Origin of the sequence: Erysipelatoclostridium sp. AM42-17 (assembly GCF_003480255.1) — a bacterium.
GTDB lineage: Bacteria > Bacillota_I > Bacilli_A > Erysipelotrichales > Coprobacillaceae > Faecalibacillus.
Genome location: NZ_QUIN01000003.1, coordinates 63,382 through 77,723 on the forward strand (window position 1 = coordinate 63,382; position 14,342 = coordinate 77,723).

General features: G+C 30.4%; 15 protein-coding genes. All 15 read left to right on the top strand.

The features are described from left to right. Positions 1–39: 39 nt before the first annotated feature. The 15 genes from DW911_RS02355 to DW911_RS02425 all read left to right on the top strand — a co-directional run bounded on the left by DW911_RS02355 (position 40) and on the right by DW911_RS02425 (position 14,340). Entirely contained in the window at positions 40–912 is an 873-nt protein-coding gene (locus DW911_RS02355) for a heme-binding Shp domain-containing protein (RefSeq protein WP_118432626.1), read from the top strand. After that, complete coding sequence (gene isdE, locus DW911_RS02360; protein WP_118432627.1) at positions 890–1,777, top strand: heme ABC transporter substrate-binding protein IsdE; 888 nt, start codon at positions 890–892, stop codon at positions 1,775–1,777. Before DW911_RS02355 ends, isdE begins: the two co-directional genes overlap by 23 nt. Continuing rightward, entirely contained in the window at positions 1,764–2,741 is a 978-nt protein-coding gene (locus DW911_RS02365) for a FecCD family ABC transporter permease (RefSeq protein WP_118607416.1), read from the top strand. Before isdE ends, DW911_RS02365 begins: the two co-directional genes overlap by 14 nt. Beyond that, on the top strand, positions 2,731–3,504 hold the full coding sequence (locus tag DW911_RS02370; RefSeq protein WP_118432629.1) for an ABC transporter ATP-binding protein: 774 nt from the start codon (positions 2,731–2,733) through the stop codon (positions 3,502–3,504). The genes DW911_RS02365 and DW911_RS02370 overlap by 11 nt, the downstream gene beginning before the upstream one ends. Positions 3,505–3,729: 225 nt before the next feature. Further along, positions 3,730–4,488 carry a TatD family hydrolase gene (locus DW911_RS02375; RefSeq protein ID WP_118432630.1) on the top strand — a complete coding sequence of 253 codons (759 nt, stop codon included), beginning with the start codon at positions 3,730–3,732 and terminating at the stop codon, positions 4,486–4,488. Positions 4,489–4,499: 11 nt separating this feature from the next. Continuing rightward, the gene (locus DW911_RS02380) at positions 4,500–5,429 is read left to right on the top strand and encodes a G5 domain-containing protein (RefSeq protein ID WP_118432631.1); all 930 of its coding nucleotides are present in this window, start codon (positions 4,500–4,502) and stop codon (positions 5,427–5,429) included. A gap of 94 nt (positions 5,430–5,523) precedes the next feature. After that, positions 5,524–6,141, top strand: a complete 618-nt coding sequence (locus DW911_RS02385) for an RpiB/LacA/LacB family sugar-phosphate isomerase (RefSeq protein ID WP_118432632.1) — start codon at positions 5,524–5,526, stop codon at positions 6,139–6,141. A gap of 80 nt (positions 6,142–6,221) precedes the next feature. Further along, positions 6,222–8,096 (top strand): tRNA uridine-5-carboxymethylaminomethyl(34) synthesis enzyme MnmG, encoded by a 1,875-nt coding sequence (mnmG, locus tag DW911_RS02390; RefSeq protein WP_118432633.1) that lies wholly within the window; start codon positions 6,222–6,224, stop codon positions 8,094–8,096. Further along, entirely contained in the window at positions 8,086–8,790 is a 705-nt protein-coding gene (gene rsmG, locus DW911_RS02395; protein WP_118432634.1) for a 16S rRNA (guanine(527)-N(7))-methyltransferase RsmG, read from the top strand. The genes mnmG and rsmG overlap by 11 nt, the downstream gene beginning before the upstream one ends. Before the next feature lie 11 nt (positions 8,791–8,801). Next, positions 8,802–9,563, top strand: coding sequence for a nucleoid occlusion protein (gene noc / locus DW911_RS02400; protein ID WP_118607417.1), 762 nt, complete (start codon positions 8,802–8,804; stop codon positions 9,561–9,563). Between the two features lie 132 nt (positions 9,564–9,695). Further along, complete coding sequence (locus DW911_RS02405; RefSeq protein ID WP_118432636.1) at positions 9,696–11,021, top strand: MATE family efflux transporter; 1,326 nt, start codon at positions 9,696–9,698, stop codon at positions 11,019–11,021. An 81-nt stretch (positions 11,022–11,102) separates the two neighbouring features. Continuing rightward, complete coding sequence (locus tag DW911_RS02410; protein WP_118432637.1) at positions 11,103–11,456, top strand: CidA/LrgA family protein; 354 nt, start codon at positions 11,103–11,105, stop codon at positions 11,454–11,456. Beyond that, positions 11,456–12,148: an LrgB family protein gene (locus DW911_RS02415; protein WP_118432638.1), complete on the top strand. Its 693-nt coding sequence runs from the start codon at positions 11,456–11,458 to the stop codon at positions 12,146–12,148. The genes DW911_RS02410 and DW911_RS02415 overlap by 1 nt, the downstream gene beginning before the upstream one ends. 82 nt (positions 12,149–12,230) lie before the next feature. Next, positions 12,231–13,094, top strand: a complete 864-nt coding sequence (gene rfbD / locus DW911_RS02420) for a dTDP-4-dehydrorhamnose reductase (protein ID WP_118432639.1) — start codon at positions 12,231–12,233, stop codon at positions 13,092–13,094. Further along, the gene (locus DW911_RS02425; RefSeq protein ID WP_118432640.1) at positions 13,075–14,340 is read left to right on the top strand and encodes a dicarboxylate/amino acid:cation symporter; all 1,266 of its coding nucleotides are present in this window, start codon (positions 13,075–13,077) and stop codon (positions 14,338–14,340) included. Before rfbD ends, DW911_RS02425 begins: the two co-directional genes overlap by 20 nt. Positions 14,341–14,342 lie beyond the last annotated feature (2 nt).

A 14,342-nucleotide genomic window follows, 5' to 3' on the forward strand; every position in this document is an offset into this window, starting at 1 on the left:
ATAACAAAATGCCTCATTGTTTATTTGAATGGAGGAAAAATGAAAATAAAAGTCGCATCTTTATTATTTATATTCATGTTACTTATGCCAACACCAGTCTATGGATTCAATGATGGTGCATATTTAGTAACACGTACAACCAGTTATGTTAATCCACTTACAGGTCAAACTGAAGATGGAGGAACAAATATTACGTTAGGTGATAGTATGGTCTCAAATATTGTTGAAAATCAACTTTTAATTGAACAAACAGGAGAAAAATACTATATCACCATTGGACTAGGATTAGCGTCAAATGTAAAAAATGTTCGTTTTAAAATCATGAATAGTCTAGGAACATTTTCTTCTGTGGGGAGTAGTCAAACTGGAAGTTCTAGTGCTAACGGAGATACTGTCAATCATTATCGTATTCAAGTAAGCTCTTTAGATGTATATATTAGTCCTATTATTTATGTTTCACCAATGGCAAGAGATGTTCAATTTTTTATTAAGCCACATATTGAATCGGCAACACCGGGAACAGGAATTTATAAAAGTCAAATGATACCATCAAATCAAAATACAAGCTCAACTGAGGCAATACAACAAAAGACAAACAATGAAACAAGTACGAAAAATACAAATTCTGTTAATAAAAACACAGATACAGTTCAAGAACAACAAACAGAAAATCAAGTTGAACATGTAACAGTTGGGACTATCTCTAAAGAATCCTTATTAGAAGGACAAGGCTTAAAAAGTTATTTATTTGATCAAAATGGTAAAATAAATACCAAGCTAAAGTTAACACAAAAGAACTTGAAGAAATCCAAGCAAGAATCTAAACAAAAATCATTTCATTATGAATGGCTGATAGGAGTTGTACTTGTTATTATGGGAGGAATTATTTATGTTAAAAAAATTAAAAAATAGTTTACTCATATTATGTTTAATGATCGTAACAACAGGTTGTGTCAACCAAAATCAAGAAACTCACAGTCAACAAGTAAAACTTGTTTCAACATCAATAGCTATCAGTGAAATATTAGTATCTTTGAATATTTCTAAAGACCAAGTTGTAGGTATCCCTGAAACACAGTCATATAGCATACCTAAACGATATCAAAAGGCTACAAAAATAGGAACAGCAATGTCACCGGATATGGAAAAGTTGTCTCAATTAAAGCCAGATTTAATATTAAGTCCACAATCATTAGAAGGGGATTTAGCAAAGAAATATAAAAAATTAAAGTTAAATTCAAGTTTTGTTAATTTAAATAGTCTATCAGGAATGTATAAAAGTATTCAAGAATTAGGAAAACTATTAAATCATGAAAAGCAAGCATATCAATTAATTAATGAATATGTTGATTATATGACAGCTTTTAGAGAAAAACATCAAGACCAACAAAGCCCTCGAGTTCTTATTTTAATGGGGTTACCAGGAGGAAGTTATGTCGTTGCTACTGAATCAAGTTATGTAGGAGATCTTGTTAGACTAGCAGGGGGAACGAATATATATGGTAGTGGTGATGGTCAAGACTTTATTAACGTCAGTGTTGAAGACATGTTAAAACAAAATCCAGATATTATATTAAGAACCTCACATGCTATGCCACAGCAGGTTCAAGAATACTTTAAACAAGAATTCCAAAATAATGGAGCATGGTCACAATTTGAAGCAGTTAAAAATCAAAAAGTTTATGATTTAAATCATAAATATTTTGGAATGAGTGCTAATTTTAATTACCAAAAAGGATTAGAATCATTAGAGGATATACTATATGAAGCAAATTAAAAGACATCCTTATTTATTAATGACAATACTATTAATAGTATTGATTGTATGTTTTTTTATCGCTATTAATTTAGGCTCAATTAAAGTTTCGTTTGTTCAGTTGCTTAAAGGATTATTTATCGAATACGATCAACAAGTTGCCAGTGTATATCAAATTAGATTTCCTAGAATCATTGTGACTATATTATCAGGATGTGCCTTAGCATTATCGGGTTTATTATTTCAAGTTGTTTTAAAAAATCCACTCGCTGATCCGGGATTAATAGGTATGAGTAGTGGTGCTTATTTAGCTCATTTATTAGTAGGAATAATCTTACCTGAATTATATACAATCAAACCTTTACTAGCAGGACTTGGAGGATTATTAGCGTTTATTTTGATTTATGGATTATCGTGGCGAGACGGATTGAATACAACAAGAGTCATTTTAATTGGGGTGGCTATTCATTACTTTTTTAACGCAATAATTCAAGTGATTGAAAGTATGACATCTTCATCAAGTTCTGTATCTACCGTTACCCTTTATTCTTGGCATGATGTTTGGCTATTGTTCATTTATTTATTACCTTTAATGATTATGATGATGTTTCTAGCCAAGGCTTGTGATTTGATGAACTTTTCAAATCGAACATTACTATCATTAGGTGTTCCTGTTAATACATATCGTTTGGTTTTATCGTTAATAGCAGTCATGATGTGTAGTATATCGGTTGCTGTTGTAGGAATTTTAGGATTTATTGCTTTATTGGTACCACATCTAGCAAGATTACTTGTTGGCAGTCAACATCGTTATCTTATTCCAACATGTAGCATGTTAGGTGCAATTGTCCTATTGTTAGCTGATACAATAGGAAGAGTCATTATCGCTCCTTATGAAATTTCCCCATCATTTATTATGGCTATTATTGGTGCCCCATTATTTATTATCTTGTTAAAAAGGAGTCATGAATTACATGGAGATTAAAAAAGTATCATTTAGCTATAATCAAGAACCTTATATACAAGATTTATCATTATCAATATCTAAAGGGAAACTAACGACCATTATTGGAGCAAATGGCAGTGGAAAATCTACACTCCTTATGTTGTTAGGGCATATTTATAAAGTACAAAAAGGACAAATCGTTTTAGATAATAAGAATATTGATGATTATAAGTTAAAAGAATTTGCTAGAAACGTGGCTATAGTTCACCAAAAAAACGAACTATCAAGTGATCTTGATGTACGAACCATAGTGGGTCAAGGTCGTTTACCCTATTTAAATTATTATCAAAATTTAGGATCTAAAGATAATGAAATCATTGATTGGGCTATAGAAATTACAGGCTTAAAATCAATAGAAAATGAATTATTAAGAAATTTATCTGGGGGTCAGCAACAAAAAGTATGGTTAGCCATGGCATTAGCTCAAAAAACACCTTATTTATTACTAGATGAACCGACAACCTATCTAGATATTAAAGCACAAATAGAAATTTTAAATTTGATTAAGACAATAAATAAAGAATATCATATTACGGTTATTATGGTTCATCATGATATTAATCAAGCTATTTATTATAGCGATGAAATCATTGCTATGAAAAAAGGTAAGATTTTATATCAAGGAAAACCACAAGAAGTGATTCATCAACAATCATTGAAAGAAATATATAATTATGATTTAAAAATTATTAAAGATGATACCCATATGTTTATATTAAATTATGAAGACAGCATGAGATAACAATGCTGTCTTTTGACATAATAAGACATATATAGCATAAAATGATAAAGAATACGATAATCTATGTTTAAATTTCTCTTTTGTCTAAAAATAAAAAATAATTATAAAACAAAAATAAAAAACATGTCGATTTAATCAACTTAAATTTATTATGGATGATTGTGTGAACTTTAGAAATTTGACAAAACCATCTAGATTTGTTAGGATGTCAACCGAGGTGATTCTATGTACTTTGATACACATTGTCATTTAAACAGTGACGAATTATATGTTGATCACGATATGTTTATCAAAAATGCTTTAGCTAATGATGTTAGATATATGATGGTTGTTGGCTATGATTTAACATCATCGAAAAGAGCCGTTGAACTCGCACATGAATATGATTTTATTTATGCTGCTGTAGGAATCGGTCCTAATGATTGCAAAGACACAACAGATCAAGATTTAAACATAATCGATAAGTATTTAGAAGATCCACGTGTTTTAGCATTAGGAGAGATTGGTCTCGATTATTATTGGGATGATGTTACTCCTGAAAAGCAAAAAGAAATCTTTGATAAGCAAATGATATTAGCAAAGAAACATCAAAAACCAGTGTTAATTCATTGCCGCGATGCTTATGAAGATACTTATGATATGTTAAAACACCATGGACATCCAGGAGTCATGCATTGTTATAGTGGATCGGTAGAAATGGCTAAAAGATTTATTAACTTAGGGTTCTATATTTCTTTAGCTGGACCAGTTACATTTAAAAATGCCAGAGTTCCTAAAGATGTGGCAGCAAATATTGGTTTAGAACATTTATTAATTGAAACCGACTGTCCTTATTTAACACCTCACCCATATCGAGGAAAGTTAAATGAGCCTGCAAATGTTGTGTATATTGCCCAGGAAATAGCTAAGCTAAAGAACATGGAGATAGAAAACGTTGCAAGTGCGACAACGTTTAATGCTAAAAAAGTTTTTGGCATTAAATAGGAGGAAAATTAATGAACAAAATTAAACAAGCAGTTATTAAAGCGGACCCTCGTTTGAAGGGGTTATTAGTGGTGATGATTGCTTATATTGGGATTATGACAACGATGTTAGTATCGGGGGCTACATCCCAAATTGATCACTATCAAGAAACAGTAGCAATCGAAGTACAGGATGGTAGTGATGAACAAAAAGATTATTTAGTAAGACAAAATACTGTAAGAAAAGTTTTAAATGAATTAAATATTCATTTAAATCAAAATGATACAGTCAATAAAGATTTTAATTATATTGTACAAAATAAAGATTATTTAAAAATTAATCGTGTTTCAAAAGAAAATATTGATGAAGTTGTCACAACGCCATCTTCAACGATTAATACAACAGGATTACATCTTTTTACAACAGAAGTCAGACAACAAGGAAGCAATGGACAAGTTAAAAATACTTATCAAGTTACTTATCAAAATGGGCAAATCGTAAGTAAACAACTTGTCTCATCAACAGTAGTATCACCAGTAAGTGATACCATTATAGAAACAGGAGTTGTTCAACCAGGAGCATATTTTACTGGTAAATTAACAACTTATGGAGGAGATTGTGCCGGAGGTAGTGGTATCGGTGCATCGGGTGTTTCTTTAAGTCCAACAACAGGAGTACAAGGATCAAATACAGCTAAATTACGTTTTAATGGGCAAAGTTATTATTGTTTAGCTGCAGATCCATCAATACCATTTGGAACAATTATTGAAATTAGAAATCATAATTTAAGTATTGAACCAGTGGCTTATGGAATTGTTGTAGATCGCGGTGGAGCTATTAAGAAAAATCATATTGATATTTTTAATGGAACAGAAGCAGGAAAGTATTTTAAAGGTGGTTCTTCTAACCAAACAGAATTTAAAATTATTTCTGTAGGCAGTGGGAAAAACTTTTGGAAATAGTCGTCATGGATATGATGACTATTTTCTTTTGTAAAAGAGAATAGGTTGTAGTAAAATTCAAATAGAATTTACTACAAAAAAGGGGAATCAGAAAATGAAAGTAGGAATTATTCAAGCAACAAGTCAAATTAGTAAAAATAATTTATTGTATCAATATACTAAGGAATACGTAGAAGAAGTAGTTAATTTTGGTTGTTTTGAAGGAGAAAATAATTATTCATACGTAGAAATTGCATTAGAAATAGGATTATTAATATCAAGTCAAGCAGTTGATTTTGTTGTTACGGGATGTTCATCAGGTCAAGGAATGATGATTGCTTGTAATAGTTTACCAAATTTAATATGTGGGTATCTACCAACGCCACAGGATGCTTATTTGTTTGGAAGAATTAATGATGGAAATGTAGCCTCATTACCATTAGGATTAAATTATGGATGGGCTGGAGAAATTAATTTAAGGGCAACATTACAACAATTATTTTCTGAACCATTTGGAATAGGTTATCCTTTAAAAGATTCAAAACGAAAAATAGCTGATACGCAATTAATAAAGCAATTAAATAAACAAAGTAAAAAAGAAATGATAACTTTTTTAAATGAAATTGATCCTCAAATTATTTCTAAAATTATGCAAAAGAAAGACGTGATTAACTATATTGTTCATCATGGCAAAGATGAGCGTATTGTACAATGGGTAAAAAGTAAGATTTAGAACACTTTTGAAAATAATCTTTTTCTCGAAAAATAATAACTGTTGTAGTACAATAGTAAAGACTGAAAGGGGCGTTTATGATGTATGATGTAATAGTTGTTGGTGCCGGACATGCAGGGATTGAAGCATGCTTAGCGCCAGCTCGTATGAATAAAAAAACCTTATTAATCACGTCTAATTTTTCTAATGCTGGTTCAATGCCTTGTAATACATCAATAGGTGGTCCAGCAAAAGGAATCATAGTGCGTGAAATTGATGCATTAGGAGGACAAATGGGGTTAACAGCTGACCATACATATCTTCAAATGAAGATGTTAAATACAGCTAAAGGACCAGGTGTTCAATCGTTAAGAGCACAAGCTGATAAAAAAGCATATCCTCACTATATGCAAAAAGTATTAAAAGAACAAGAAAATTTAGATATTGTAGAAGCAATGGTTGAAGATTTAATCATTGAAGATCAAACTGTAAAGGGTGTTATTTTAGAAGATGGGACTCGTTATGATGGAAAAACAGTTGTTTTAACTACAGGAACATATTTGAAAGCTGAAATTTTGGTAGGACATGAAAAACACGCTAGTGGGCCAGATCAACAAAAAGAATCAAAGTTTTTATCTGATAAACTCAAAGATGCTGGCTTACATATACAAAGATTAAAAACAGGAACACCACCAAGAGTTGAAATTAATAGTATTGACTATTCAAAAACATCATTACAACCAGGTACAGATGATGAATTAGCGTTTAGTTTCCAAACAAATCATTATGTTCCTATTGAAGAACAAACACCATGTTATTTAACTTATACTAATGAAAGAACACATAAAATTATTCATGATAATCTAGAAAAATGTGCTATGTATAGTGGTTTAGTTAAAGGAATTGGTCCACGTTATTGCCCTTCTATTGAAGATAAAGTTGTTAAATTTTCTGATAAACCACAACATCAAATCTTCTTAGAACCAGAATCAAAAGAAATGAATACTATCTATGTACAAGGATTTTCAACATCAATGCCTCATGATATCCAAGAACAAATGATTCGTACTTTACCAGGACTAGAAAACTGTAAAATATTAAAATATGCTTACGCTATTGAATATGACGCTATTGATCCTTTACAATTATGGCCATCATTAGAAACAAAAGTATTACATAATTTATTTACAGCTGGACAAATTAATGGAACAAGTGGTTATGAAGAAGCAGCGGGACAAGGATTAATTGCTGGTATAAATGCAGCATTAAAGGTAGAAGGAAAAGAACCACTTGTATTAAAAAGAGATGAAGCATATATAGGAGTTATGATTGATGATTTAGTTACTAAAGGAACAAAAGAACCTTATCGTATGTTGACAAGTCGAGCTGAATATCGTTTATTATTGCGTCATGATAACGCTGATGAAAGACTTATGAAGCATGGACATGATGTAGGTTTAGTTAAAGATAAAGTGTACAATCAATATCTTGATAAGATGCAAGGCATCTATCAAGAAATAGAAAGATTGAAAACAATTCGTTTTACTCCTAAAGATGAAATTAATACGATGTTAGTAGAAAATCATTCATCTCATTTAAAGGAAGGCATTAGTGCAAAAGAATTAATTCAAAGACCAGAAATCACTTATCAAATGATTAAACCATATATTGAATCTGCTCATCTTTCTAAAGAACAAGAAAAAAGAGTAACTATTTTAATTAAATATGCTGGTTATATTGAAAAAGCAAAAAGACAAGCAGCAAAACAAATTAAAATGGAAGAAAAGAAAATACCAAGTGATATAGATTATGATTTAGTTAAGAATTTAGCTTTAGAAGCTAAACAAAAACTATCTAAAGTAAGACCACTAACAATAGGTCAAGCTTCAAGAATATCAGGTATTAATCCAGCAGATATTTCTGTTTTATTAATTTATTTAAAACAAAACTATAGTGAGGATTCATATGACAAATAATGAATTTAAAGAAGCATTAAAAGAAAAGAATATTCATTTAACTGATGAACAAATGAAACAATTCGATATTTATTATCATACATTAGTAGAATGGAATGAAAAAATGAACTTAACAGCAATTACTGATCAAGAAGGTGTTTATTTAAAACACTTCTATGATTCTATTAGTATAGCTTTTAACTTTCCTTTTTCTAATCAAAGTATTGTTGATATTGGAGCTGGTGCTGGCTTTCCTTCTATTCCTTTAAAAATTGTTTACCCAGATTTAAAAATAACCATTGTAGATTCATTAAATAAACGAATCACTTTCTTAAATCATTTGTTTAAAGAATTAAATTTAAAAGATTGTCAAGCCATTGCAATGCGTGGAGAAGATTATGCTTTAAAGCATCGTGAACAAGCTGATGTAGTCATGGCAAGAGCAGTAGCTAGACTTAATATACTTGATGAAATCTGTTTACCATTAGTTAAAAAAGACGGTTATTTCCTTTCATTAAAAGGAAGACAAGGTCATGAAGAATTAGATGAAGCAAGAAAAGGAATTCAAATACTAGGCGGACAAGTCGAAAGTATTCATGATTTTACACTTAGTGATGACGATGATCATCGAAGTCATATTCTTATTAAGAAAGTAAAATTAACACCGGCTAAATATCCAAGACAGTTTGCTAAAATTAAGAAGAAACCATTATAAAAGGAGTTTATATGTTAGAAAAAGTATATAAATTAATTGATATAAAAAAGATTTACGCTAATGAAAATCAACCAAGAAAAGTCTTTAATGATGAAAAGATAGAAGAATTATCGACATCAATAAAAGAAAATGGTTTAATTCAACCTATTGTTGTAAGAAAAACAAAAGAAGGATATCAAATTATTGCCGGTGAAAGAAGATTTCGTGCATGTAAACTTGCCGATATGACTAAAGTACCTTGTATTATTAAAGAATATGATGATAAGCAAGTAGAAACACTTTCGGTTATAGAAAATATTCAAAGAGAAGACTTATCTCCTTTAGAAGAAGCTAAAGCTTATAAATCATTACTTGATACTTATCAATACAGTCAACAAGAATTAGCTAAAGTAGTAGGGAAAAAACAATCTACAATTGCAAATAAATTAAGATTATTAAAACTATCAGATGGTGTAAAAGATGCATTAGATAATCGTACTATTACTGAGCGACATGCTCGTGCCATGGTTGGTTTAGATCAAGAAAAACAAGAAACTGTTTTAAAAGAAGTTATTCAAAAACATCTTAATGTTGCTCAAACAGAAAAGTTTATTGATAAAAAACCTAAACCTAAAAAGGTAAGGCCAAAAAAAGCAGTATCACAAAATGTTAAAATTGCTTTAAATACGATTAAACAAGCGACATCAATGATTGAAAAATCAGGCGTTACATTAGTACAAGAAGTAGCAGATGAAGAAGATCAATATATTATTACTATTAAAATAAATAAATAAATCCTCTACAACTCTAATTGACATTTCAAAGTGAGTGAATATAATAGAATACGTGACCGGAGGGTATAGAGATATGCTGGATAAGGTTATGGGAAACCATAATTTTATCCAGCTTTTTTTAGGAGGAAGAACATGAAAAATGATTTATTAAAAGGACATGTAGGAAAAACTCTTTTAGCGTTTGCTTTTCCTTTTATGCTATCAAATTTATTACAAGTCTTATATGGTTCTGCTGATATGTTTGTTGTAGGAAAATATGCTAATACTTCTGCCGTATCAGGCGTATCGACTGGTAGCCAAGTTATGACTTTAACTACTTATTTTGTTTTAGGATTAACAACAGGAATTACGGTTTTATTAGGACAATATTTTGGAGCTAAAAAAGAAAGAGAATTATCAAAAACCATTGGAGCCGGTATTGTTTTATTTGGATGTATTGGCATTGTTCTTACAATAATGATGTTGTTATTTAACCACCAAATTGTATCTTTAATGAATACGCCTCATGAAGCAATAGCAGCAACAAGATCATATATTTATATTTGTTCGATGGGCATTATCTTTATTGTTGGTTATAACGTAGTCAGTAGTATTTTAAGGGGGTTAGGTGATAGTACGACACCTCTTGTATTTGTGTTTATTGCTTGTGTAATTAATATTATTGTTGATTTTGTTTTAGTTGGATATGTCCATTTAGGTGCTGCGGGTGCTGCTATAGCTACTGTATCTGCTCAAGGGATTGCCTTTTTATTTTCATTAATCTATTTATATAAAAAAGGTTTAGGTTTCCCATTTTATATAAAAGATATATGCTTTTCTCAGCATATTATGAAAGTATTAAAAATAGGTTTTCCTTTAGGATTACAAAATGCCCTTATTAATATTTCTTTTTTAATTATTACTATTATTATTAATAAAATGGGTCTTGTTGCCAGTGCTGCAGTAGGGGTCAATGAAAAATTAATTGAGTTCTTTATGCTTCTTCAATCAGCTATGCAAAATGCCATTGCGACGATGGTAGCTCAAAATAGAGGAGCCAGACAAAATGCCAGAGCTTATGAATCATTAAAATGGGGTATGTTCATGTGCTTTAGTTGTGCTATTGTCATTGTTGGATTAGCTCAATATATGCCCACTTTCTTTACAAGTATTTTCTCGCATGATCCAGATGTAATTTATCAATCTTCATTATACTTACAAACTTATTCCATTGATTGTCTTCTTACAAGTCTCGTATTTTGCTTTAACGGATATTTTAATGGATGTCAAAAGACAGTATTTACTATGATCCATAGTTTAATTTCTACATTTATTGCCCGTATTCCGATTACCTTTTTGATGTCTACTTTAACAGGAGTAACATTGTGGCATATGGGTATTGCTTCTCCGGTATCAACGTTTTTATCCCTTATTATGTGTATCTTTTATTTAAGAAAAACAAAGAAAGAATTGCAATAAATAATGTAAGTGCTTTATCTTGATAAGGGTCATTGATTAATTAAAGACAAGTGGTATAATGGGAAAAAATGAGGGGACATTATGAAGTATATTAATCAAATTTTAGTTATTTTAGGAATCTCTTTTATAGGAGAATTATTAAGTCAATTTTTACCATTACCAGTACCAGCAAGTGTTTATGGATTATTTATTATGTTAATATGTTTATTTACACATATTATTAAATTAGATCAAGTTGAAGATGTAGGTAATTGGCTCATACTGATTATGCCAGTGTTATTTGTACCATCAGCAGTAAGTTTAATGAATGTTAAAGACGCTATTATGAATGATTTATTTGTTATCGCTTTAGTTACTTTTGTTAGTACAATTGTAGTCATGGTTGTTACGGGGAAAGTAGCCCAAATCATTATAGAAAGGAAGGAGAAGAAGTAATGAATGATGTATTTGTTGAAACTCTTTATTTTGGATTGGTTTTATCTTTATTATCCTATTGGGTAGCAGTCCAAATTAGAAAATTACTTCCTTATCCTATATTTAATCCTTTATTAATAAGTGCTATTATCTCTATTGCTGTTCTTGTATGTTTTGGTATTGATTTTAAAACATATAATCAAGGAGCTCAGTTTATTACGGTTTTACTGACACCAGCTACCGTATGTTTAGCGATACCATTATATAAACAAGCAAGATTATTACAAAAACATTTTGATGCTATTTGTATTAGTTTATTAAGTGGTGTGATTGCCGGAATTGTAGCTATATTTGTCATGTGTTTAGTGATGAAGGTGGATCCTGTTATTTATCATTCTTTATTACCTAAATCTATTACAACAGCTATTGCTATAGGGATATCTAATAAAATAGGTGGTAATTCTACAATAACTGTAGGAGTTGTGATTGTAACCGGTATTTTAGGAGCAGTGATTGCTAAATCTATATGTAAATTATTTAAAATTAATCATCCTATTGCCGTAGGATTAGCTCTTGGTAATAGTGCTCATGCTATTGGAACAAGTAAAGCTTTAGAATTTGGTGAAATAGAAGGAGCGATGAGTTCTTTATCTATCGTTATTGCTGGATTATTAACTGTTATTATTGCTCCAATTGTAGCTGTGCTTCTTTAATTTGCAATTCAATATAAAATTATGTAAAATGTAAAAGATGTCGAATATGACACCTTTTTTTTGTGCAGAGAGGATGGAAAGAATGAATGAATTAAGAATATGGGTAACAGGTGCCCATGGTAAATTAGGACAAAACTTAGTGAGTTATTTAAGTGAAAATGAATATATGGTTTTACCAACTGATCAAGAAGTAGATGTATGTCGTTTAGAAGAAGTCATGCATTATGGAGAAAGTCAAAGACCAGATGTCATTATTAATTGTGCTGCCATCACAGGTATATCTAAGTGTGAAAGACATGAATTGGATGCTTATAAAGTAAATACTTTAGGAGCACGTAATATGGCTTTGGTAGCTCAAAGAATTCATGCAAAACTTATTCAAATATCAACAGATGATGTATTTCAAGGTGAAAATGATCAAAAACTTAATGAATTTGAAAAACCACAACCAACAACAGTATATGGTAAATCAAAATTAGCGGGAGAAGAATTCATTAAAGAATTATATCCAAAACATATTATTATTCGTAGTTCTTGGTTATATGGTAACCAACCAGGTAACTTCTTATATGATTTATTTAAACAAGTAGTAAATAATCAACAAGTAGAAGTATCTAAGGAACAATTCAGTTCACCAACAAGTGTTTTATCATTATGCAAAGTCATTGAAGTATTAATGAATGGAAATGAATATGGTTTATTTCATGCTTCATGTGAAGGACAATGCAGTCGTTATGAATTTGCAAGACGTGCATTAGAAATTGCGGGATATAGTCCAGATCATGTTATTTCTGGGCATAATGAATATGGACAAACAGGAAATTTTGTTTTAGAAAACTTAATGTTAAAAATGACAGATATTTATACTATGCCATCATGGCAAGATGATTTAAAAAATTTTATTGAACAAATTAAGGGGGATTTAAATGAAAAAGAAGAAGTTTAATTTAACAACAAGAATCATGCTATCCCTGATATTAGGGGCTATCGTTGGATCAATACTATATTTTTTACCAGCTAGTTCATTTAAAACAGATATTTTAGTAAATGGTATCTTTTATATTGTAGGGAATGGTTTTATTAGAATGATGCAAATGCTTGTCGTACCATTAGTATTTGTATCTATTGTATGTGGTAGTGCTGCTATTGGTGATACCAAAACATTAGGAAAAGTAGGAGTAAGAAGTTTGATCTTCTATTTATGCACAACAGCGATTGCTGTTGTAGTAGCCATTGGTGTAGCGAATATTATTAATCCAGGAATTGGTGTGAAGATGGCAAATATTGTTAAAACAGCAACATCTGCTACTTCATCAACGAAGTCAGTTTCTTTTGCTGAAACAATTTTAAATATTATTCCTACTAATCCGATTGAATCATTATCTAATGGAACCATGTTACAAATTATTTTCTTTGCTTTATTATTAGGAATTATTCTAGCAAAACTTGGAGATCGTGTTGATAGTGTAAGTCAATTCTTTAATCAATGGAATACAATTATGATGGAAATGACAAACATTATTATGTTAGTTGCGCCAATTGGTGTTTTTGCTTTGATTGCTAAGACATTTGCTACCCTTGGTTTCGATATGTTTTTACCAATGCTTAAATACATGGGATCAGTAGTTGGTGGCTTAGGTATTCATTGTATTGTTGTCTATATGGCATTATTAAAGATTTTTACAGGTTTAAACCCAGTTCGTTTTATTAAGAAGTTTTTCCCAGTGATGACTTTTGCTTTTTCTACAGCAACATCTAATGCTACAATTCCCTTATCAATTGAAACATTAGAAAAGAAAGTGGGAGTATCGAAAAAGATTTCTTCTTTTACAATTCCTTTAGGAGCAACTATTAATATGGATGGGACAGCTATTATGCAAGGAGTCGCTGTTGTCTTTACTGCTCAATTATTTAATATTAATTTAAGTGTAGCAGATTACCTTACTGTTATTGCAACAGCAACACTGGCTTCAGTAGGGACTGCAGGTGTTCCTTCAGTAGGTTTAATTACTTTATCAATGGTCTTTTCTTCAGTAGGTTTACCAGTAGAAGGTATTGCTTATATTATGGGTATTGATCGTATTTTAGATATGTTAAGAACAGCGGTTAATATTACAGGTGATGCTGTATGTACAACGATTGTCGCTCATCAAAATAAAGCATTAAATAAAGAAGTATTTTATCAAGAATAACT